Source organism: Klebsiella sp. P1954 (assembly GCF_018199955.1).
Classification (GTDB): Bacteria; Pseudomonadota; Gammaproteobacteria; order Enterobacterales; family Enterobacteriaceae; genus Klebsiella; species Klebsiella pneumoniae.
In genome coordinates, this window is the sequence record NZ_CP073373.1 from 424,643 (window position 1) to 444,067 (window position 19,425).

At 55.1% G+C, this 19,425-nt stretch carries 24 protein-coding genes and 3 pseudogenes; 14 read left to right on the forward strand and 13 right to left on the reverse strand.

Annotation, left to right across the window (positions count from 1 at the left end; all coding sequences use genetic code 11):
• Nucleotides 1-28 precede the first annotated feature (28 nt).
• The gene (locus KB890_RS02150) at nt 29-1,117 is read right to left on the reverse strand and encodes an AAA family ATPase (RefSeq protein WP_004179755.1); all 1,089 of its coding nucleotides are present in this window, start codon (nt 1,115-1,117) and stop codon (nt 29-31) included.
• 86 nt (nt 1,118-1,203) lie between these two features.
• A complete protein-coding gene (locus KB890_RS02155) occupies nt 1,204-1,464 on the reverse strand; it encodes a hypothetical protein (protein ID WP_004176262.1) in 261 nt (86 codons plus the stop codon).
• Between the two features lie 266 nt (nt 1,465-1,730).
• Between KB890_RS02155 and KB890_RS02160 the strand changes: the two are divergent.
• A pseudogene (locus tag KB890_RS02160) lies at nt 1,731-2,765 on the forward strand (IS481 family transposase); the annotation flags it as partial.
• A 94-nt stretch (nt 2,766-2,859) separates the two neighbouring features.
• Nucleotides 2,860-3,720, forward strand: a complete 861-nt coding sequence (locus tag KB890_RS02165) for a broad-spectrum class A beta-lactamase SHV-28 (protein WP_004179754.1) — start codon at nt 2,860-2,862, stop codon at nt 3,718-3,720.
• A gap of 20 nt (nt 3,721-3,740) precedes the next feature.
• On the opposite strand, the gene KB890_RS02170 is transcribed toward KB890_RS02165, so the two are convergent.
• Nucleotides 3,741-4,502, reverse strand: coding sequence for a DeoR/GlpR family DNA-binding transcription regulator (locus KB890_RS02170; protein WP_002210513.1), 762 nt, complete (start codon nt 4,500-4,502; stop codon nt 3,741-3,743).
• A gap of 260 nt (nt 4,503-4,762) precedes the next feature.
• Here KB890_RS02170 and ltnD point away from each other — a divergent pair, with 260 nt between their 5' ends.
• Genes ltnD through KB890_RS02195 form a run of 5 tightly spaced genes read left to right on the forward strand, consistent with a single transcriptional unit; the run spans nt 4,763 to nt 9,764 of the window.
• Nucleotides 4,763-5,665 (forward strand): L-threonate dehydrogenase, encoded by a 903-nt coding sequence (ltnD, locus tag KB890_RS02175; protein ID WP_002903955.1) that lies wholly within the window; start codon nt 4,763-4,765, stop codon nt 5,663-5,665.
• 11 nt (nt 5,666-5,676) lie between these two features.
• Nucleotides 5,677-6,942 (forward strand): 3-oxo-tetronate kinase, encoded by a 1,266-nt coding sequence (gene otnK / locus KB890_RS02180; protein WP_004179748.1) that lies wholly within the window; start codon nt 5,677-5,679, stop codon nt 6,940-6,942.
• On the forward strand, nt 6,935-7,555 hold the full coding sequence (locus KB890_RS02185; RefSeq protein ID WP_002210516.1) for a 3-oxo-tetronate 4-phosphate decarboxylase: 621 nt from the start codon (nt 6,935-6,937) through the stop codon (nt 7,553-7,555). The genes otnK and KB890_RS02185 overlap by 8 nt, the downstream gene beginning before the upstream one ends.
• 4 nt (nt 7,556-7,559) lie before the next feature.
• The gene (locus KB890_RS02190; RefSeq protein ID WP_004179747.1) at nt 7,560-8,342 is read left to right on the forward strand and encodes an HPr family phosphocarrier protein; all 783 of its coding nucleotides are present in this window, start codon (nt 7,560-7,562) and stop codon (nt 8,340-8,342) included.
• Nucleotides 8,343-8,399: 57 nt separating this feature from the next.
• A complete protein-coding gene (locus KB890_RS02195; RefSeq protein WP_002903916.1) occupies nt 8,400-9,764 on the forward strand; it encodes a GntP family transporter in 1,365 nt (454 codons plus the stop codon).
• A 26-nt stretch (nt 9,765-9,790) separates the two neighbouring features.
• On the opposite strand, the gene KB890_RS02200 is transcribed toward KB890_RS02195, so the two are convergent.
• Nucleotides 9,791-10,717 (reverse strand): helix-turn-helix domain-containing protein, encoded by a 927-nt coding sequence (locus KB890_RS02200; protein WP_020806136.1) that lies wholly within the window; start codon nt 10,715-10,717, stop codon nt 9,791-9,793.
• 310 nt (nt 10,718-11,027) lie between these two features.
• Here KB890_RS02200 and kbvR point away from each other — a divergent pair, with 310 nt between their 5' ends.
• Complete coding sequence (gene kbvR / locus KB890_RS02205; RefSeq protein ID WP_004179745.1) at nt 11,028-11,639, forward strand: LuxR family transcriptional regulator KbvR; 612 nt, start codon at nt 11,028-11,030, stop codon at nt 11,637-11,639.
• 30 nt (nt 11,640-11,669) lie between these two features.
• On the opposite strand, the gene KB890_RS02210 is transcribed toward kbvR, so the two are convergent.
• Nucleotides 11,670-11,789, reverse strand: coding sequence for a small membrane protein (locus tag KB890_RS02210; RefSeq protein ID WP_004195995.1), 120 nt, complete (start codon nt 11,787-11,789; stop codon nt 11,670-11,672).
• 400 nt (nt 11,790-12,189) lie between these two features.
• Between KB890_RS02210 and KB890_RS02215 the strand changes: the two genes are divergently transcribed.
• Nucleotides 12,190-13,407: a diguanylate phosphodiesterase gene (locus KB890_RS02215; RefSeq protein ID WP_004143607.1), complete on the forward strand. Its 1,218-nt coding sequence runs from the start codon at nt 12,190-12,192 to the stop codon at nt 13,405-13,407.
• A gap of 20 nt (nt 13,408-13,427) precedes the next feature.
• Here KB890_RS02215 and KB890_RS02220 read toward each other — a convergent pair whose 3' ends face one another.
• The 4 genes from KB890_RS02220 to KB890_RS02235 form a co-directional block, all read right to left on the reverse strand.
• On the reverse strand, nt 13,428-13,940 hold the full coding sequence (locus KB890_RS02220) for a 2-oxo-tetronate isomerase (RefSeq protein ID WP_004179742.1): 513 nt from the start codon (nt 13,938-13,940) through the stop codon (nt 13,428-13,430).
• A 166-nt stretch (nt 13,941-14,106) separates the two neighbouring features.
• Complete coding sequence (locus tag KB890_RS02225) at nt 14,107-14,580, reverse strand: Hsp20 family protein (RefSeq protein ID WP_002903808.1); 474 nt, start codon at nt 14,578-14,580, stop codon at nt 14,107-14,109.
• Nucleotides 14,581-14,602: 22 nt separating this feature from the next.
• Nucleotides 14,603-14,800, reverse strand: coding sequence for a hypothetical protein (locus tag KB890_RS02230; protein ID WP_020806134.1), 198 nt, complete (start codon nt 14,798-14,800; stop codon nt 14,603-14,605).
• Nucleotides 14,801-15,025: 225 nt separating this feature from the next.
• Nucleotides 15,026-15,127 carry a hypothetical protein gene (locus KB890_RS02235; protein ID WP_223174880.1) on the reverse strand — a complete coding sequence of 34 codons (102 nt, stop codon included), beginning with the start codon at nt 15,125-15,127 and terminating at the stop codon, nt 15,026-15,028.
• Here KB890_RS02235 and KB890_RS27725 point away from each other — a divergent pair.
• The 3 genes and pseudogenes from KB890_RS27725 to KB890_RS02245 form a co-directional block, all read left to right on the forward strand.
• Entirely contained in the window at nt 15,087-15,182 is a 96-nt protein-coding gene (locus tag KB890_RS27725) for a YnaM/YnfT family protein (RefSeq protein ID WP_271229884.1), read from the forward strand. The genes KB890_RS02235 and KB890_RS27725 overlap by 41 nt on opposite strands.
• Nucleotides 15,183-15,401: 219 nt before the next feature.
• Complete coding sequence (locus KB890_RS02240; protein WP_020325016.1) at nt 15,402-15,524, forward strand: hypothetical protein; 123 nt, start codon at nt 15,402-15,404, stop codon at nt 15,522-15,524.
• A gap of 67 nt (nt 15,525-15,591) precedes the next feature.
• Nucleotides 15,592-15,966, forward strand: a pseudogene (locus KB890_RS02245) (helix-turn-helix transcriptional regulator); the annotation flags it as partial.
• Nucleotides 15,967-15,987: 21 nt separating this feature from the next.
• Here KB890_RS02245 and KB890_RS02250 read toward each other — a convergent pair.
• Nucleotides 15,988-17,019 carry an IS630-like element ISEc33 family transposase gene (locus tag KB890_RS02250; RefSeq protein WP_004176137.1) on the reverse strand — a complete coding sequence of 344 codons (1,032 nt, stop codon included), beginning with the start codon at nt 17,017-17,019 and terminating at the stop codon, nt 15,988-15,990.
• A gap of 102 nt (nt 17,020-17,121) precedes the next feature.
• Here KB890_RS02250 and KB890_RS02255 point away from each other — a divergent pair.
• Nucleotides 17,122-17,382, forward strand: a pseudogene (locus tag KB890_RS02255) (helix-turn-helix transcriptional regulator); the annotation flags it as partial.
• On the opposite strand, the gene KB890_RS02260 reads toward KB890_RS02255, so the two are convergent.
• Both KB890_RS02260 and KB890_RS02265 read right to left on the reverse strand, forming a co-directional pair.
• Nucleotides 17,379-17,501 (reverse strand): small membrane protein, encoded by a 123-nt coding sequence (locus KB890_RS02260; protein ID WP_004143611.1) that lies wholly within the window; start codon nt 17,499-17,501, stop codon nt 17,379-17,381. The pseudogene KB890_RS02255 and the gene KB890_RS02260 sit on opposite strands and share 4 nt — an antisense overlap.
• 54 nt (nt 17,502-17,555) lie before the next feature.
• Nucleotides 17,556-17,684, reverse strand: a complete 129-nt coding sequence (locus KB890_RS02265; RefSeq protein ID WP_004219446.1) for a hypothetical protein — start codon at nt 17,682-17,684, stop codon at nt 17,556-17,558.
• Between the two features lie 171 nt (nt 17,685-17,855).
• On the opposite strand from KB890_RS02265, the gene KB890_RS02270 reads away from it, so the two are divergent.
• Nucleotides 17,856-18,530, forward strand: coding sequence for an SOS response-associated peptidase (locus tag KB890_RS02270; protein WP_004179739.1), 675 nt, complete (start codon nt 17,856-17,858; stop codon nt 18,528-18,530).
• A gap of 50 nt (nt 18,531-18,580) precedes the next feature.
• On the opposite strand, the gene KB890_RS02275 is transcribed toward KB890_RS02270, so the two are convergent.
• Nucleotides 18,581-19,423, reverse strand: coding sequence for an AraC family transcriptional regulator (locus tag KB890_RS02275; RefSeq protein ID WP_004179738.1), 843 nt, complete (start codon nt 19,421-19,423; stop codon nt 18,581-18,583).
• Nucleotides 19,424-19,425 lie beyond the last annotated feature (2 nt).

Below are 19,425 nucleotides of genomic sequence, written 5' to 3' on the forward strand. Positions count from 1 at the left end.
CCAGCGCCCCCGTCAGGGATGACGGGCTTCACTCGACAATCCGCGTCTCACCGCCGCGATTCTCCAGCGCATAGCGCTGACAAGGCGCCCCGGCGGCGATAAGCTCCGCCAGCTCCGCCGAGTGGCTGGTCAGCCAGATCTGGCTGTAGCGCGAGGCCTCGATAATCAGCCGGGCCAGCGCGGGCAACATGTCGCGATGCAGGCTGTTCTCCGGTTCATTGATCGCCAGAAACGCCGGCGGGCGCGGACTGAGAAGCGCGACGGCGAGGCACAAAAAGCGCAGCGTACCGTCGGACATCTCCGCCGCCAGCAGCGGGCGGCGGATCCCTTCGCGACGCATTTTCAGAGCGAAACGCGAGTGCTCGTTTTCACAATAAAACTGGCAGCCGGGAAAGGCGTCGGCAAGGATTTCATGCAAAATCTCCTCCGCGCCGATCTCGACAATGGTCTGAAAGGCGGCGGCGAGATTCTGGCCATCGCTGTCGAGGACTGGCGAACGGTAACCCACGGCCGGCTGACGCAGCGGCGAATGACGGCCAATCGCGAATTCATGATAAAACCGCCAACGGCGCAGGGTCTCCCGCACTCGCGATACTTCGGGGAAACGGTGCGGCTCGCCAAGCTGACCGAACACCGACTCATTTTCATAAATACTCTCGGTGAAAGTACTTTTCTCCCCGGTGACATCGACGAGAAACGCCGCCTGATTCTTGCGCTGCAGTACGCGGGAGGAAGGCCGGCGGGAGTAGCCGGCCAGCCAGATATTCTCTTCTTTAACGATAGGATCGAGCATGAATTGCGTCGGATAGGGCAATTTTTCAGGGAAGCCTATCTGCAGCTCATAATCGAAGCTGTCGGTCCGGCAGGCGATTTGCAGCCGGCGGGGGTGACGATCGAGGGGCGAACGCTCCCCGGACCACATCATATTCTCCAGACCGCCCTCTTCGCTGATAAAACCCGAAAGCCTGCCCTCAGCGGCAGCGGTCAGCAGGTGGATGGCGTTATAAATATTGGATTTACCGCAGCCGTTAGGGCCGAAGACAATGTTCAGCGGCCCGAGCTCCAGCACGATATCCTTCACTGAGCGAAAATTTTGAATACGAATGTACTGAATCATTATGCGTCCGGCCCTGGAAATAGAAGGCTGCCACAGTAGCACAGCGGCGCCCGGCACACCCTCTTACGCCCCCTTTCGGGCAGGGTTTAACAGAACATTTTTTTCATTCCACGGGTCAGGGCGACCCGCGTCAGCTTATCGCTATCCTGATGGGCGTCGCTGAAAACGCCAAAAAAATAGCGTTCATCGTCAATGGTTTGGCTAACAATTCGGTAGCTCAACGGTTGCCCGGATAGCGCACCGTACTGCGCAGGCGTCACCGAGACCTCGGTCGCGTCATCGGCGACGCTGACCAACAGCCCGTCCGCCTTACCGCCCACCAGCATGACCTTAATTATCGGGTGCACCAGTTCCTCCCGGGATGGCATATAGCGTTGGCGAACCGCAGGGACCGGCGGGCGTGGTGATCGGCAAACAGCGACGCCCGACAGAGTGCGGTATTTAGTACTTTCTTATAGTTCATCACGGCCTTGAGTCAAAAAATAGCGTGCTTAGGCAGGGCTAGATATTGATTATTCGAAATAAAAGATGACAAATGATGAAGGAAAAAAGAGGAATGTGTAAGTTCACACAGATATTGCAAATACCTCAGGGTTAATAAGGGGGTTACCTGATGTTGATGCAACATGTCGGAGTAGGCTATTTTGGGTATTACCGAGCAACTGCTTATGCGATGAAACACTCCCTTATGCCCGAGATTGCGAAGTTAAGAATGAAGGCCCTGAACTTCTGGGATAAGCATGGTATCCGTGCCGCAGCTGATGCTTTTGGCGTATCAACACGAACGCTCTACTGGTGGCGCCAGTTGCTTCGCACCGGTGGTCCTCAGGCGCTTATTCCAAGAAGCAAAGCCCCCCTGGTTCGCCGTTCAAGGCACTGGCACCCTGATGTGATCAAGGAAATCAGGCGCCTGAGAACTGAGCTACCCAATCTCGGCAAAGAGCAGATTTTTGTCAGGCTGAAGGCATGGTGTGAACTGCGACATTTTACCTGTCCCAGTACATCAACCATTGGAAGGATCATTGCCGGAGCGCACGATAAAATGCGGATGGTTCCCGTTCGCCTCAGTGCCAGAGGCAAAGTCAGGTTGATAAAAAAACGCTCAGTGAAGCCCAGAAGGCCTAAACAGTACCGCCCGGTAAAAACAGGCGAACTCATAGGGATGGACGCGATTGAACTCAGAATGGGGGATCTGCGCCGCTATATTATTACCATGATCGACGAGCACAGCGACTACGCGCTCGCCCTGGCAGTTCCTTCACTCAACAGCGATATCACCAGCCATTTCTTCAGCAAGGCCACAAAGCTCTTTCCTGTTGCTATCAAACAGGTTGTTACTGACAACGGTAAGGAATTCCTTGGAAACTTTGATAAAACGTTGCAGGAAGCCTCGATTAAACACATCTGGACCTATCCGTACACACCGAAAATGAATGCGACCTGTGAGCGATTTAACCGGACACTTAGAGAACAATTTATTGAATTCAATGAATTGTTGCTTTTTGACGACCTGAATTTGTTTAATCAAAGAATGGCTGAATATCTGGTGCTGTATAACAGCAAAAGGCCACATAAATCACTCGAACTGATGACGCCAGTGGACTATATTTTACGTGAGAGTAAAAATTGCAATATGTGGTGGACCCATACAAGGAATTGTAATCAGCAAAACGCCGGGTTATTCTTATTTGTCGCTTCTTTACTCGCCTTTATCGGCCCTCACTCAAGGATGTATTGTGGTTATGCGTTTTATTCGCCTGTGTATTATCTCCCTGTTAGCCACCCTGCCGCTGGCGGTACACGCCAGCCCGCAGCCGCTTGAGCAAATTAAACTAAGCGAAAGCCAGCTGTCGGGCCGCGTAGGCATGATAGAAATGGATCTGGCCAGCGGCCGCACGCTGACCGCCTGGCGCGCCGATGAACGCTTTCCCATGATGAGCACCTTTAAAGTAGTGCTCTGCGGCGCAGTGCTGGCGCGGGTGGATGCCGGTGACGAACAGCTGGAGCGAAAGATCCACTATCGCCAGCAGGATCTGGTGGACTACTCGCCGGTCAGCGAAAAACATCTTGCCGACGGCATGACGGTCGGCGAACTCTGCGCCGCCGCCATTACCATGAGCGATAACAGCGCCGCCAATCTGCTGCTGGCCACCGTCGGCGGCCCCGCAGGATTGACTGCCTTTTTGCGCCAGATCGGCGACAACGTCACCCGCCTTGACCGCTGGGAAACGGAACTGAATGAGGCGCTTCCCGGCGACGCCCGCGACACCACTACCCCGGCCAGCATGGCCGCGACCCTGCGCAAGCTGCTGACCAGCCAGCGTCTGAGCGCCCGTTCGCAACGGCAGCTGCTGCAGTGGATGGTGGACGATCGAGTCGCCGGACCGTTGATCCGCTCCGTGCTGCCGGCGGGCTGGTTTATCGCCGATAAGACCGGAGCTGGCGAACGGGGTGCGCGCGGGATTGTCGCCCTGCTTGGCCCGAATAACAAAGCAGAGCGCATCGTGGTGATTTATCTGCGGGATACCCCGGCGAGCATGGCCGAGCGAAATCAGCAAATCGCCGGGATCGGCGCGGCGCTGATCGAGCACTGGCAACGCTAACCCGGCGGTGGCCGCGCGCGTTATCCGGCCCGCAGCACCTCGCAGGCGTGCCGGGCGATATGACTGGCGGCGGCATCGGAGAGATGCCGGTCGGTAATGATGGTGGTGAACCGGGTCAAAGGTAACGCCATGAACGTGGCCACCTGATTGTATTTCGAACTGTCGCACAGCAGGATGCTTCTCGCGCTGACCTGGCTGACGGTCTCCTTGACGGTAACCTTGTTCTCATCAGGGGTGAATATCCCGCGACTGTCCCAGCCGCTGGCGGAGATAAAGGCCGTATCGATAGCCAGGTGGCGTAACGTACGCGCCGCCGATTCGCCCACGCAGGAGCGGTTCTCCCGGCACAGAGTGCCGCCGGTGTGGATCACGCCGCACTGGCTGGCATCGATCAGCAGCTGGGTTATCTCAAAATCATTGGTGACCACCTGGAGATCGTTCCGGTCGAGGATCGCCCGCGCCAGCGCCAGGGTGGTAGTCCCGGCATCCAGATAGATGCAACTGTTTTTAGCGATATGACTCGCCGCCAGCGCGCCGATCGCCTGTTTCTCCTCACTCTGCAGCGTGCTTTTCACCAGATGACTGGGTTCCGCAGCCAGCCGGCTGACGGCGCGCACGCCGCCCGAGACGCTGACCAGCAGCCCCTGCTCCTCCAGTTTACTAACGTCCCGACGGATGGTCATATGGGACACGCCGAGGATCTCCGTCAGCTCGTTAATGCTTACCGCCCCACGCTGCTCCACCAGGGCTAAAATACGCTGATGTCGTTCTATTGGAATCACCGCTCTCCCCTTACCATTTTTTCACACCAGGCGTCACCACCCAGGCTACGGCCCTGGCGACACCCGGTGTTGTTATCGCGCTTTGCCGCTGTTTTTACGCTATTTTAGGGCAAGAATCGCCGTTGCGCAGCCTCTTTCCGCCTGTGAATTTTTTATATTCATGTGGGTTATTCGTGATAACTCTCACATAAATTCACATGATAACGCTTTATTCTATCATTAAATCACATTAATTAACTAATGTTCACAAGGAGACCAGCATGGCTGCACACACTAACGTCTGCGTGATTGGACTGGGTTCAATGGGCATGGGCGCCGCCCGCGCCTGCCTGCAGGCGGGCCTGAACACCTGGGGCGTTGACATCAATCCCGACAACTGTCGCGCACTGCTGGCGGCGGGCGCCAAAGGCGCGGGCCCCAGCGCGGTGCCGTTCGCCGCGGAACTGGATGCAGTTGTGCTGCTGGTGGTCAATGCCGCCCAGGTGCGGGGGATCCTGTTCGGCGAGAGCGGCCTCGCCGCCCATCTGAAGCCGGGCACCGTCGTGATGGTGTCGTCCACCATCGCCTCCGCCGATGCTCAGGCCATTGCCGAGGCGCTGGCGGAGTACCAGCTATTGATGCTCGACGCGCCGGTATCGGGCGGCGCCGTGAAAGCGGCCGCCGGCGACATGACGGTGATGGCCTCCGGGAGCGATGCCGCCTTTGCCCGCCTCGCGCCGGTGCTGGACGCCGTGGCCGGCAAAGTCTACCGCATCGGGAGCGACATTGGTCTTGGCTCGACGGTAAAAATTATCCATCAGCTGCTGGCCGGGGTGCACATCGCCGTTGCCGCCGAAGCGATGGCGCTTGCCGCCCGCGCCGGGATCCCCCTGGAGACGATGTATGACGTGGTCACCCACGCGGCGGGTAATTCCTGGATGTTTGAGAATCGCATGCAGCACGTCCTGGATGGCGATTACTCGCCAAAATCCGCTGTCGATATTTTTGTCAAAGATCTCGGGCTGGTGAATGACACTGCCCGGGCGCTGACCTTCCCGCTGCCGCTCGCCACTACCGCGCTGAATATGTTCACCTCCGCCAGTAATGCCGGATTCGGTCGGGAAGATGACAGCGCGGTGATCAAGATTTTCAACGGCATCACCCTGCCGGGCCATAAACAGTGAGGAGAGACAACATGCAGCTTGGTGTCATTGCCGATGACTTCACCGGCGCCACGGATATTGCCAGCTTCCTCGTGCGCAACGGCATGCCGACGGTGCAACTGAATGGCGTGCCGACCCGCGATCTTCCGCTGACCAGCGAGGCGGTGGTCATCAGCCTGAAAACCCGCTCCTGCCCGGCGGAAATGGCCGTCAGCCAGTCGCTGGCGGCCCTGCGCTGGCTGCAGGCCCAGGGCTGTCAGCAGTTTTATTTCAAGTACTGTTCCACTTTCGACAGCACCGCGCAGGGCAACATTGGCCCGGTGCTGGATGCCCTGCTGGCCGAGCTGGGTGAGACGCGGACGGTGATTTCCCCGGCGCTGCCGGTTAACGGCCGCACGGTCTATCAGGGATATCTGTTCGTCGGCGAGCAACTGCTGAATGAGTCCGGGATGCGCCACCATCCGGTGACGCCGATGGAGGATGCGCACCTGGGCCGCTTAATTGAGCGCCAGGGGCGCGGAAAAGCCGCGCTGATTGCCTGGCCGATTGTCGCCAGGGGGCCGGAGGCGGTCGCCGCCGCGCTGGCGGCAGTCAACGATCCGGCGGTGCACTATGTGGTGCTCGACGCCCTCAGTGAACAGGATCTGCTCACCCAGGGCGTGGCGCTGCGGGAGATGAAGCTGGTCTCCGGCGGTTCCGGCCTCGCCATCGGCCTCGCCCGCGACTGGGCGCAGCGCCATGGCGCCCGGGGTGAAAGCGCTCAGGCCGGCATGCCGCTGGCCGGCCCGGCGGTGGTGCTCTCGGGCTCCTGCTCGGTAATGACCAACAGCCAGGTGGCGGCCTATCGTCAACAGGCCCCCGCCCGCGCCGTCGACTTAAGCGCCTGCTTTACCGATCTGGAGAGCTACGTCAGGACGCTGACTGACTGGGTGGACGCGCAGCGCGATGCGCCGCTGGCGCCGATGATCTATGCCACCACCGAGCCGCAAACGCTGCAGCGGATCCAGGCGCAGTATGGCGACAAGGCCAGCAGCGAACGGGTGGAACAGCTGTTTGCCGCCCTTGCCGCCGCCCTGAAGGCGAAAGGATTTACCCGCTTTATTGTGGCCGGAGGGGAAACGTCGAGCATTGTGGCGCAGACCCTGGGGGTTGAGGCGTTCCATATTGGGCCGACCATCTCCCCTGGCGTGCCCTGGGTGCGTGACACCCGCCAGCCGCTCTCCCTGGCGCTGAAGTCAGGTAACTTCGGCGATATCCAGTTCTTTGCCCGTGCCCAGCAGGAGTTTCGTCATGACTGAGCAACAACTGCGAGAGGAAATGGTGCAGATTGGCGCCTCGTTGTTTAGCCGCGGCTATGCCACCGGCTCCGCTGGCAATCTATCGCTGCTGCTGCCGGACGGCAACCTGCTGGCGACGCCGACCGGCGCCTGCCTCGGCGAACTGCAGGCTCAGCGGTTGTCGGTGGTGACGCTGCAAGGGGAATGGATCTCCGGCGACAAACCGTCGAAAGAGGTCACTTTTCACCGGGCGGTCTATTTGCACAACCCGGCCTGCAAGGCGATCGTCCACTTGCACAGCCACTATCTGACCGCGCTCTCCTGCCTGCAGGGGCTCGATCCGCACAACTGTATCCGCCCCTTTACCCCCTATGTGGTGATGCGCGTCGGCGACGTCCCGGTGGTTCCCTACTACCGGCCGGGCGATGACCGTATTGCCCAGGCGCTGGCCGGGCTGGCGCCCCGCTATAACGCCTTTTTACTGGCCAACCACGGACCGGTGGTTACTGGCTCATCGCTTCGCGAAGCCACCAACAATACCGAGGAACTGGAAGAGACCGCACGGCTGATATTTACCCTCGGCAACCGCGAGATCCGCTACCTGACCGCTGACGAAGTGAAAGAACTGAGATAAAACCATGCCAAAATTCGCTGCAAATTTATCCATGCTGTTTACCGAACTGCCGTTCCTGGAACGCTTTGCCGCCGCTGCCCGGGCGGGATTTGAAGCCGTTGAGTTTCTTTTTCCCTATGAGTATGCCGCCGGGGAAATCAGACAGCGCCTGCAGGAGAACCAGCTGCAGCTGGTGCTGTTCAATACCCCACCCGGCGACGTCAACGCCGGAGAATGGGGGCTCGCCGCCATTCCCGGGAGAAGCGCGGAGGCCCGACGCGATATTGAGCTGGCGCTGGAGTATGCCTGCCAGCTCGGTTGCCCGCAGGTACATATCATGGCCGGCGTGGTACCGCCGGGGTTGGATCGCGCAGCCTGCGAGGCCGTGCTTATCGATAATCTGCGCTACGCCGCGGAGTGCTTTGCCCGCCACGACAAGCGGATACTCATCGAAGCGCTGAATCCGCAGACCAAACCGGGCTATCTCTACCACAGTCAATATCAGACGCTGGCGATGGTGAAACGGGTCGACAGGCCGAACCTGGCGGTGCAGTTAGATCTGTTTCACGCGCAGAAGGTGGACGGCAATTTAAGCCATCTTATTACCGAATATGCCGGCCAGTATCGCCATATTCAGATTGCCTCCCTGCCCGACCGTCATGAACCGGATGAGGGCGAAATAAACTATCCGTGGCTCTATGCGCTACTGGATAAAACCGGTTATGACGGCTGGATCGGCTGCGAATATATCCCCCGGACAGACACGCTTTCCGGGCTGGGGTGGTTCTCGCCCTACCGGAAAAAATAAACGCCGTTTTCTAAAAAAATAACTCTCTGTACACCTGTTAATACCCGAGGCAAACCTATGTCGACATCGGCGCTGTTACTTATTGCGTTAGCCAGCGTAGTGCTGTTGCTCCTGTTAGTGATCAAAGCGAAAGCACATCCTTTTGTGGCGCTCCTGATCGTCAGCCTGCTGGTGGCATTCGCAACCGGCATTCCGGCAGATAAAATTATAACCACCATTGAAAAAGGCATGGGCGGCCTGCTTGGCCACATCGCCAGCATTATTATTCTGGGCTCAATGCTGGGGGTGCTGATTGAAATGTCCGGCGGCGCTGAATCGCTGGCGAAAACGTTGACCGGCGTACTGGGTGCAAAACGAACCATTGCCGCCTTAACCATTGTGGCTTTTATTCTCGGCACCCCGGTCTTTTTTGAAGTCGGCTTTATCATCATCATTCCGTTAATCTACGGCTTCAGCAAAGTCGCCCACGTGTCGCCGCTGAAGTTTGGCCTGCCGATGGCCGGCGTGATGTTAACCGTCCACGTGGCGCTGCCCACCCATCCTGGCGCAGCGGCTGCGGCAGGCATTCTGCATAGCGATGTCGGTTGGCTGATGCTGGCGGGGATTGGGGTGTCGGTGGTCGTCGGTATCGTGGGCTATTTTGTCGCCCGGTTTATCAATCGGCGCCATTATCATCTGTCGATTAACGTGCTGGAGCAGCAACAAACGGCGGAAGTACCGGATCTCTCGGTTAACGCGCAGCAGACCCGTCTGCCGCCGCCGAATGCGCTGGTTATCGGTGGGCTGATCGTGGTGCCCATCATGCTGATTGTTTCCGGGACGCTGTGTCAGGCGCTTCTGCTGCCGGAAAACGCGGTTCGCCAGCTGATGACCGTCATTGGTACCCCGCCGGTCGCCCTGCTGATCTCCCTGGGCCTGGCCAGCTGGACGCTGGGCATCCGTCGGCGGATGAGCCTGAAAAAGCTGGGCGAAGTCACCGGCAGCGCGATCCCCTCGTCGGCGGACGTGATCCTCGTCGCCGGCGCCGGCGGCGCCTTTGGCGGCGTACTGGTCGCTTCCGGCATCGGTAATGCCTTAGCCGAGGCGCTGGAGACAATACATCTGCCGCTGATGCCCGCCGCTTTTCTGCTATCGCTGGTGCTCAGAGCCTCGCAGGGTTCGGCCACCGTGGCGATCCTCACCACCTCCGGTCTGCTGTCGCAGGCGGTTGTCGGTCTGGAGCCGCTGCAGCTGGTGCTGGTGACGCTGGCGACCTGCTTCGGCTCGCTCGGGCTGTCGCACGTCAACGACGCCGGGTTCTGGGTCGTCACGCGCTATCTCGGACTCTCGGTGCCGGATGGACTCAAAACCTGGACCGTCTTGACAACCATCATGGGGGTGACGGGCTTTCTCATCACCTGGCTGCTGTGGTTTGCGCTTTGATGTTAACCTGGGTGGCTCCGGCCACCTTAACTTCGCCCCGGCACAGGCTCTGACCCACTACCGCTGTCAGACCGCAGACCCGCTGCCGACAGCGTCACCGGGATAAAATAGCGTACGCGATAGCGCCTGTCCCCTGCCTCTTCGCCTTCCGCATGGCGGGTTATAAAACATTCAATGTCATAGCCGTCCCGACGACTTACCCCCAGGGATGGCAGCAGCTCCATATACAGATCGCTGGATAAACGAGCATAACGTGACCAGCTGCCGTAGAATTCAACCCCGACATAAAGCCCTGACCGGGTGGTCAGCGAGCTGTTCATGGCCAGCGCGGGGGGCAGCTTTCCCGCCTCATGACAGCCGACAAAAGCGTTAACCTCGACGTTAAGCTCATTTTTGCTCGCCGCGGCGTAGTCGGAAAGTACGGAAAGCGAGCCTCCGCCAGCGGTGAAAAAACGGTCAACCTTTTGTCTGATGCTCGTCTTAGCGGTGCTTTGCAACACCAAATCCGACAGGCGCAGTTCATACTTCATCGGATAGCCGTAATAGACCTGTTCCGGCAGAGAAAAAAAACGAGCCAGAGGTAGGCTCTCTCCGTCCGGGTGAAACTTTTTCAACAGCTTTGCCGTGTCCCAGTGCGCCGCGCAACGGTATTCACGTGGCGAGAGCGAAAAGCGCTTCTTAAACTCCCGGGAAAAGGTCTGCGGCGAGTCATAGCTTAACTGCCAGGCAATAGCGGCGATCGGTTGCCGTGTTAAGCGCAGACTGACCGCTGCGATGGTCAACCGCCGCAGACGAATATACTGCCCGATGGGTAACTGGCCATACTGGTAAAACACGTCGTACACAAACCGACGCGAATAGCCCATATACTGCGCCAGGTCATCGATCGCCGGGTTACAATAGATATTATCCTCCAGCCACGCCAGCATTTTCAAATAGAGCATCTGCTTCATGAGTACGGCATACATCCTGTATTCTTGTCCTCCGCTAATTTTAACAACAGAGCGCGGCTATCACTAAGCTTTTTATGCATCGCAAAAATAAAAAAACAGCAAACGGCTTTAAATAGTGAAAAATATATGCTTAAGGTTTTGTTTATTAGGAACTTTCGCATATCAATATACCGTTATCTCACTTTCCCCACCAGATATTGCATTAATGGAAAACATCCCTTAGATTACCACGGCTAAAAATAGTACCTGCATCATCATTATATTCTTTAATTTATCCAGATATGTTTTTTAATGCCCACAGGGAAGTTATATGACTAATTTTTTGTTCAATATAAAAAATCACTATTTGCGAGTCGCTATTGCTGAACTGGTTGATGAAGCGATGAAGGCCGCCGGGCGGCCACACTATCAGTTTTCTCAACAATGGGATGCAGGATCGATGGCGCAAGCTGATGTGATATTCACGGAAATGGTCGCGGGGGAGTGGTACTTGTGCCAGGATCTTTTTCAGCATGCCCCGGAACAATATACGCTTTTTATTTTCCCGGACAATGAACACGCTACCGTAGATGAGGGTTTACCGAATTGTCTGCAGCATGCGGTATTTATGCCGCCTCACGCTCGCGTTCAGCGGCTGAAAGATGAGATAGCTAACGCCATTGAGCGTCCGCTGCTACCGCGGCAAGACCCGCCGTTCAATCGTCTGCGGCGTTGCATTAATTGCGCCTGCAGGTCGGTCAGCGACGCGCAAACCAAAGTCATTTACGCGTTCAGTATTGGCCTGAGCCCGCATGAAGTCGCCGCTGCGCTAAATATTAGTCCCAAAACGATTCATTCACATAAAAAGAATATTATGAGTAAATTTTATTTGAATAGCCGTCAGCAGTTTAACAACCTTGTGCAACTGCTCGCCAAACGCTGATACAACTCGTCATTTTATTCTGTCAAACAATCATCTTCTGGAACGGAAAACATACCGTCTCTTGCGCCTTTCCTGAATATAGGAAAAGCCACTCCATAAAGAAATGATGGGACATAAAATCAGACACAAAATAATAAAGAAGTCGCTCATATCAAACCTGACAAAAGAATTTAATTTAGAGTGATAATATTCACTCGATTATATTCAGGCAAGACCAGCGCCTCATTTTTGAGAGTGGGAAATAGAATGGTAGGATAATTCCTGGTAGCGAATATTAACAGGTAAAATAAGACGCAGCGCCAGTGTCTGAGGAGGGAATGAGAGGCCTGTTAGCGTCTTTTTGCATTGAGGATGAGAAAAAGATAGCCAAATGTGTAATTCCCTGTACAGTGAAGGGAATCACAAAGTGAAGCTCGCGTTCCGCGTAGCGGACATCACGGTTGGTTGAATGTTTGTACATATCAGCCTCGCCCTCCTTTAGGGTCAGGCCATACTCATCTTGCATGCTGAGCGCGGATGTCCTTACGCCGCGGGAGCGATCGTAACAACTATGCTAACCACCCTGATTTACCGCAGCCAGGTTCATCCTGACCGCCCGCCCGTCGATCTCGACGCTTTAGTCCATCGCGCCAGCAGTAAAAATTTGCCCCTTGGCATCACCGGCATTCTGCTGTTTAACGGCCTGCAGTTTTTCCAGGTCCTGGAAGGGACTGAGGAGGCACTTGAGTCGCTGTTCAGCGAAATCCAAAGCGACCCGCGTCATCGCGACGTAGTGGAGCTGATGCGCGATTACTCAGCCTACCGACGTTTTCACGGCACCGGAATGCGCATACTGGATCTCCGGCTGTTTGAAACCGATGGCGCGCTGGAGGAAATTCTGCGCTTTAGCACGTTTGGGGTCACCGAACCGGTCAACGACCGGATGTTCCGGCTGCTTAGCGCCTTCATTGCCGACGGCGGCCGCTATTGCCTGCCCGAGCCGCTGCAGCCCTCTCGCTGGATGATGATGCCCGCGTCAGGTACGGCCGCGCCGCAGCACCTGCCCGGTCAACCTTGCCAGTTTGCTCTGCAGGCTATTGTCGAGCCGGCTAAAAAGCGAGTTTCTTCCTTTGAGGCTCTGATCCGCAGCCCAACCGGCGGCTCTCCCGTGGAAATGTTTGCCGCCATTGCGGCGGAGGATCGCTACCGTTTTGATCTTGAAAGCAAAGCGTATGCATTCGCTCTCGCCGGCCAGCTGCCGCTCGGGAAACATCAGCTGGCGATTAACCTGTTGCCCGGATCGCTGTATCACCACCCTGACGCCGTAGGCTGGCTGATGGACAGCCTGCTGGCGGCCGGCCTCAGACCGGATCAGGTACTGATCGAGGTGACCGAAACAGAGGTGATCACCTGCTTTGACCAGTTCCGCAAGGTGCTCAAAGCCCTGCGCGTCGCGGGCATGAAGCTGGCCATCGACGACTTTGGCGCAGGTTATTCCGGCCTGTCGTTACTGACCCGTTTTCAGCCTGATAAAATCAAAGTGGATGCGGAACTGGTACGCGATATCCATATTAGCGGCACCAAACAGGCGATTGTCGCCTCGGTCGTTCGCTGCTGCGAGGATCTTGGCATTACGGTGGTGGCTGAAGGTGTCGAAACCCTGGAGGAGTGGTGCTGGCTGCAGTCGGTGGGCATTCGCCTGTTTCAGGGCTTTCTCTTTTCCCGACCCTGCCTTAACGGCATCGGGGAGATCTGCTGGCCGGTAGCGCGCCAGGCAATGGACCTGTAAGGCCGCGCACCCGGGCATCGTCACTGCCAGTGGGGAAGCTTTTCGCTCAGCGCCGCCAGGGCATATCGTACCGCTTTCGCCACCACGGTCTCACAGTCGCCGGCAAAGCACATCCGTTTGGTTTCAGTCTGGCCGCGAAAATTCCAGGCAAACCATACCGTGCCGGCGGGGGTACCATCTTCCCCGCCCTCCGGTCCGGCGTAGCCGCTGACGGCGATGGCGATATCGGCCCCGGCGAGCGCCAGAATACCAGAGGACATTTCCTGAACGCAGGCTTCGCTGACGGCGCTGTGTACCGCCAGGGTTTCCGCGCGAACCTGCAGCACGTTGCGCTTGGCTTCATCGCTGAAGGTCACTACGCCGGTATCATAAAATGCCGCGGTATCCGCCTGGGCACAGAGCGCTGCCGCCAGATTCCCTCCGGTGCAGGACTCCGCCGTGGTCAGTCGCCAACCGCGCGCGATCAGCGCCCGAGCCACTTCAGCGGTTAGTTCATGCGTACTGTTTGCGTCGCTATCGATCTCGTCAGTCATTCTTCCTCCTCGCCGAAATTGAAAGAAATAGCAGACTCACTGCGTCTGTTAACAGAATAGCATATCGATTTCTTTGTCGTCGGGAGGCCATTTATATTTTCAGGGGGGAAAGGATAAAGGCCCGCAGGGCGGGCCTTTAAGGTAACATCCTCGGAACAACGGTGAATCAAACTTTATGTTCTATCACGCGCCCCTGATTCTCGATCGCAATTTTACGCGGTTTTTCGCTCTCCGGGATCTCCTGGTGGATGGCTATTTTTAAGATGCCGCTATCCAGCTGCGCCTGATTAATTTGGGCGTGTTCAGGAAGAGAGAAACTGAGCTGGAAATTAGCGCGGCGGATACCTTTATAAATCCAGCGTTCACCGCTGTCTGTCGAGGCATCGGTTTCCTGGCGTTTCCCGGAAATATGCAGATTCCCCCCTACGGTTTCTATTTCCAGCTCATCATCTTTCCAGCCAGGCACGCTGACGCTGAGCAGGAAATTGCTGTCGTCGACTTTCTGTAAATCATAAGCCGGTAAAGTGCCCACCGGCGTATCGCCCGTTAACTGGCTGAAAAGACGGTCAATACGATTAAAGCGATCGGCAAAAAGAGAATCAGCAAATACCGGGAGTGCTGACAAGGTTTTGAGTGCCATAATTAACCTCCTGAATATTCATTCAAAAGCTCAACATAAAGGCAAGCATTGCTTGTCCGCTATATAAAATAATATCTAAGGCGCGTTTTTCAATACCCGAAATAAAAAATTTTTCTTCGCCAGCCTCAGTGAAAAATAAGCATGCCGGTGGCGAAGTTACCCCCGCCCGACGGCGGGGGCTGTGGCGCTTCTGAGTCCCATAACTGATGCTGTTTAACATTCAATAAACAGAAGCGACATGTATATATAACTTGTTTAAGGGGATGTCAACGTCCGAATCGCTCCCCCTTTGCCGTCGTGTATTCTCCCCATGAACAGCGCGTTTAGCAACACGGCTGCCTGTCAGGATCCCCTTGCCAACAGCGGCGCTTCGACGTGGCATTCGCCTTGTTGCCGTCAACCGGACGCCGCTGGTGAAAATATACCCGGCCGGGTAAGGAACCTTTCATCCGACACCGTGCCTAATGATCTGCATACGCACTTTCTGAGGCACCGCCATGACCAGCATTTTTATCTCAACCACCCTGTTCGCCCTCTTCGCGTCGATGTTGATCGGCCTGGGAATGGTGTGGAAAAGCATTTCCAACAATCCTGATAACTGATTCTGTTGTACGCCGTTGCTGTTCACCCTCCGCAGCGGCGGGTCTACCCCGCCCCTTTTTATCAATGACCACCCCAGGTTTCGCTCAGGCGCAATCTCCTCAAGGACCCGCGCCTGCAAAAGGTATTTTTGAAAAAGCAATTCATACAGTGAATAAGTAACTCTGATTAATATATTTGAGACCAGAATTAACGCATGCAATATAAGCAATTTAAGCAGTTTGTGCCAAATTAGCGGTCATGCCCGCGCAACGCTAAAAAATAAGTCATTGATTAATATGCCATTAATTTCACTCGCCAGCTCAAAGTCCAAAATTAGACTTATTGCATTTGTTGATTATTAGAAATATCCTAAAGGCATACGCATTTAATGTTCTCCACTTTAAATGCATGACAACTTTCACGATCGCCATGACTATGCCTGATATTTTAATTAACACTGAAAACATATTTCTTAATCGCGGAATTTGCGAACTGCTTAGCGAGATCGCGAAAGAAGAACACATCCGTGAACCGTATTCCGTTGTGGACTGTTCCACAGATATATTAGGTCCGATTGATATGCTGTTCACAGAAATGGCCGCTGGTGAACATTATCTATGCCACCCGTTTTTCAAAAAACTTCCTCCGCACACGTCTATTTTTATTTTCGTCGCCACCGACAGCGCTTTGCAGGTTGAACAGTTACCACTTTGTCTACGCGATGCCACTTTTATCAGCATGAACAGCGGCTTGCGCCGCGTAAAAAATCAGATTGCAAAACGTCTGACGGAGTCGACAACATCTAAATAGCTGCGCCTAATACCGCTACACTTTTGCCTGACCATGTTTTCCTCCGGGGAATGGGCTGGCGGTTTCCATAAAATGGCGGACCTTTTTCAGTAACTGCCACATTGAGCGGCACTGATGATTACGGGTTATCGTGTCATGAAGTGCCTGCCATAGCCGTTCCACATGATTCACCCACGGCGAGTAAACCGGCTGGTAAATTACCCTGAACTTGGGATTTGCTTTCAACCAGCGCTGTGTTTCGCGGCTTTTATGGATAATGTAGTTATCAACGATCAGCGTGATTGTTTTCGCCCGCCGGTAAGTGGCTTTCAGGTGCTTCAGCAGAGCGATAAACAGCGCTGAACTTTTGCTGTTGCCGCCCACGTAGCTAACTTTACCCGTGCCACTGTGCAGTGCGCCGGCCAGATAGTATTTTTCGTTCTGCCCCGGAGTCACTACCCGTTTCTGCTGTCCGCGCAACTGCCAGTCCGCACCGATTTTAGGATTAAGGTGGATATCCACTTCATCTTCATAAAATACCGGATGCTCTGCGCTGCATTCATCCAGCGCTTTGTGGATTACCGCCATCTTTTCATCTTTATGTGGGTCACGGATACGCAGAGTTGGCGCGGCCCTGCGCCATACAAGCCCCGCAGATGGCAACCAGCGGCGAACGGTTGCTGCATGTAACTGGCAACCGGTTATCTCGTTGATTTTTATTGCCAGTAATTCGGTGCTCCAGCGTGAACGTTGATAACCAAAATCGCCGGGAGAATGCTTTATCAGCTCACGTAACAGGGTGCAGATATGTTCAAAAGGCCAGCGTCGGGAGCGCCCTGCGGGTAAGGATTTCAGGCCTTCAATACCTGAGTGCGTAAACCAGTTAATCCAGCGACCAACGGATGAACGGGCACAACAGAGAGTTCTGGCAACATCGCTGACCCGTTCACCCCGATGAAGCATCAGCATGGCCGTGAGTCTGCGGGCATGATTTTTATCGCGCGTTTTATGAATAGCTTTCTGCATCAGGCGTCGTTCGCCACGGGGTATTGGTGCTATGATCGGCATCGCTCAGTCCGGTTGGTGGTTTTGGTTGGTTTGGCGATTGATCAGATCGCACAATCCGGGCTGAGTTCCCTTTCAGTGATCTACTATTCCGCGCAGCTATTTAGTTGCGGTGGGCTGGAAAAAGACAGCAGACGCTGTGTCAAATGCCCTCGGTTAACCTTGACCAAATCACAACTTTATATTATCGATGCGATCAGAACGGGAATGAACAATCAGCAGATAGCGCAAAAACTGGGCATCAGTCATAAGACGATCTTCTCTCACAAAATCAATATTATGAAAAAATTCCAAATAGCTACCAAACAAGAGTTAACGAGATTCTCATCTGTTGCTCTTGCGCTTTCCGCAGGAAGGATCGGTTAACGTCGGAATTTATTAAAGCGCATCTTCATTTTTCTTCTTTCTCTAACATAGGACAGGCCAAAAAACAAAGATGTAAACAATAACACCACCGCCAGGACTAATAATAGTAAGTTACTCATAACAACCTTTTAAAAGATAAAGATGACTTTTTAAATAATAAGGGGTGGATATTTTCAAATACAACCCAGCGACAACCATTTCAAACAAAGGTAAAACTCTGTGCGATAATTCTGAAAGATAATAAAAAGAGTAAAAACGATTTCCTTTATCAGACAGGCGTTAGGGTAATAACGATGAAGCATAAACGGACAATGCCAGGCCTAACGCCCAGCGTGTACTGTCGCGACGTCAGGCAAGATGACGGCCTGAAATAATGGTCTACTAACGTGGAAGGAGCGTGGTATTTGGGCAGGTGAAAACACCGTTTTGCAGCTGATCTATACTGTTAGTCAGACATCACGCTGGAGGTGGCTATGTGCGGACGTTTTGCGCAAGCGCAAAGCCGGGAGGAATACCTGGCGCATCTCGTTGAAGCGGCCGAACGAGATATTGCCTGGGACCCGGCGCCTATCGGGCGCTATAACGTCGCGCCCGGGACAAAAGTTTTACTCCTCAATGAACGCGATGAGCAACTCCATCTCGATGCCGTTTACTGGGGCTATGCGCCAGGATGGTGGGATAAACCGCCGCTGATTAATGCCCGGGTTGAGACTGCAGCCTCCAGCAGGATGTTCAAGCCGCTGTGGGAGCACGGACGGGCGATCTGCTTCGCCGACGGCTGGTTTGAGTGGAAAAAGGAAGGAAATACAAAGCAGCCATACTTTATCCAGCGTAAGGATGGCCAGCCAATTTTTATGGCCGCGATTGGTCGGACTCCGTTCGAACGTGGGGACCATGCCGAAGGATTCTTGATCGTGACGGCCGCCGCCGATCGCGGTCTTGTCGATATTCATGACCGTCGGCCGTTGGTCCTGGCGCCTGAAGCCGCCCGGGAATGGATGAGGCAAGATGTCACCGGCGCGGAAGCGGCGGAGATTGCCAGCGACGGAGCCGTTTCCGCCGACGATTTTACCTGGCACCCGGTAACGCGGGCGGTCGGCAATGTGAAAAATCAGGGGCCCGAATTACTTGCCCCTCTCATCCCATGACAAACGTAATCAAAGCGGCGGATAACGCATCATGTTCAGCGAAGAGATAATTAAATTTTATACCGCCCTGGAGTAGTGCCGAACATCCGACGGAACAAGGCTATGAAGGCACTCACATTGTCATATCCCAGATCCAACGCTATCGCCGTCACTGGCTTGCCGGCAGCCAGTAGCTCAAGGGCCCTGAGTAAGCGTATCCGCTGTCGCCATTCATTGAAGCTAAAACCCGTTTCGGCTCGGAATCGTCGCGTGAGCGTGCGTGATGACATGCCGGCCCAGGCTGCCCATTCTTCCAACCTGCGCCCGTCGTCCGGGTTTGCTGACAGCGCCTGCGCGATTCTGAGCAATCGGCTATCTTGCGGCATTGGAAGCCCAAGATTAACCCTGGGAAGGGAACCAATTTCATCAAGAATAACGCCAGCTAAACGTTTTTGGGACGCAGTAAGCTCTACACCTTGCCATGCAGCCGCTCGCGTTATCGCTTCACGCAGCAGATTTGTCATTGAGAGAACAGATGGCTTATCAGGTAGCTCGCCACAGGCTTTGGCAGAAACATAAACACTCCATCCTGAATATGGACCGTGCGAGCGCAGGCCGTGCGGAACACCTGGCGGTATCCAGACGGCATGTGTTGCCGGTACCACCCAGCGACAATCACCGCCATCGACCGTAAGTAGCCCACGTATGGCACCGATTAACTGCCCACAGCTGTGATGGTGGCGTGGAGTCTCCCGTATTACCTCAGACTGACGTACCGCGACGAGTAAAGTGGGTCCCTGGGGTGAAAACACCGGTTCGAATGGAATCAATGGATCGTGCATATTGGCGTGTTTGAGGTGTTTAATGTCTTTTATACCGTACTGAAGCCAGTTAGTCGATTGTAAAGTATTCATCA

What these genes read in the sequence shown, in the direction of transcription:
- KB890_RS02230 (WP_020806134.1), bottom strand. Translation starts at nt 14,800, where the DNA reads ATGTTAAACAGCATCAGTTATGGGACTCAGAAGCGCCACAGCCCCCGC.
- KB890_RS02210 (WP_004195995.1), bottom strand. Translation starts at nt 11,789, where the DNA reads ATGAGCGACTTCTTTATTATTTTGTGTCTGATTTTATGTCCCATCATT.
- KB890_RS02270 (WP_004179739.1), top strand. Translation starts at nt 17,856, where the DNA reads ATGTGCGGACGTTTTGCGCAAGCGCAAAGCCGGGAGGAATACCTGGCG.
- KB890_RS02260 (WP_004143611.1), bottom strand. Translation starts at nt 17,501, where the DNA reads ATGAGTAACTTACTATTATTAGTCCTGGCGGTGGTGTTATTGTTTACA.
- ltnD (WP_002903955.1), top strand. Translation starts at nt 4,763, where the DNA reads ATGGCTGCACACACTAACGTCTGCGTGATTGGACTGGGTTCAATGGGC.
- otnK (WP_004179748.1), top strand. Translation starts at nt 5,677, where the DNA reads ATGCAGCTTGGTGTCATTGCCGATGACTTCACCGGCGCCACGGATATT.
- KB890_RS02275 (WP_004179738.1), bottom strand. Translation starts at nt 19,423, where the DNA reads ATGAATACTTTACAATCGACTAACTGGCTTCAGTACGGTATAAAAGAC.
- KB890_RS02220 (WP_004179742.1), bottom strand. Translation starts at nt 13,940, where the DNA reads ATGACTGACGAGATCGATAGCGACGCAAACAGTACGCATGAACTAACC.
- KB890_RS02190 (WP_004179747.1), top strand. Translation starts at nt 7,560, where the DNA reads ATGCCAAAATTCGCTGCAAATTTATCCATGCTGTTTACCGAACTGCCG.
- KB890_RS02185 (WP_002210516.1), top strand. Translation starts at nt 6,935, where the DNA reads ATGACTGAGCAACAACTGCGAGAGGAAATGGTGCAGATTGGCGCCTCG.
- KB890_RS02165 (WP_004179754.1), top strand. Translation starts at nt 2,860, where the DNA reads ATGCGTTTTATTCGCCTGTGTATTATCTCCCTGTTAGCCACCCTGCCG.
- KB890_RS02265 (WP_004219446.1), bottom strand. Translation starts at nt 17,684, where the DNA reads ATGCTTCATCGTTATTACCCTAACGCCTGTCTGATAAAGGAAATCGTT.
- KB890_RS02250 (WP_004176137.1), bottom strand. Translation starts at nt 17,019, where the DNA reads ATGCCGATCATAGCACCAATACCCCGTGGCGAACGACGCCTGATGCAG.
- KB890_RS02195 (WP_002903916.1), top strand. Translation starts at nt 8,400, where the DNA reads ATGTCGACATCGGCGCTGTTACTTATTGCGTTAGCCAGCGTAGTGCTG.
- KB890_RS02225 (WP_002903808.1), bottom strand. Translation starts at nt 14,580, where the DNA reads ATGGCACTCAAAACCTTGTCAGCACTCCCGGTATTTGCTGATTCTCTT.
- KB890_RS02215 (WP_004143607.1), top strand. Translation starts at nt 12,190, where the DNA reads ATGCTAACCACCCTGATTTACCGCAGCCAGGTTCATCCTGACCGCCCG.
- KB890_RS02150 (WP_004179755.1), bottom strand. Translation starts at nt 1,117, where the DNA reads ATGATTCAGTACATTCGTATTCAAAATTTTCGCTCAGTGAAGGATATC.
- KB890_RS02200 (WP_020806136.1), bottom strand. Translation starts at nt 10,717, where the DNA reads ATGAAGCAGATGCTCTATTTGAAAATGCTGGCGTGGCTGGAGGATAAT.
- kbvR (WP_004179745.1), top strand. Translation starts at nt 11,028, where the DNA reads ATGACTAATTTTTTGTTCAATATAAAAAATCACTATTTGCGAGTCGCT.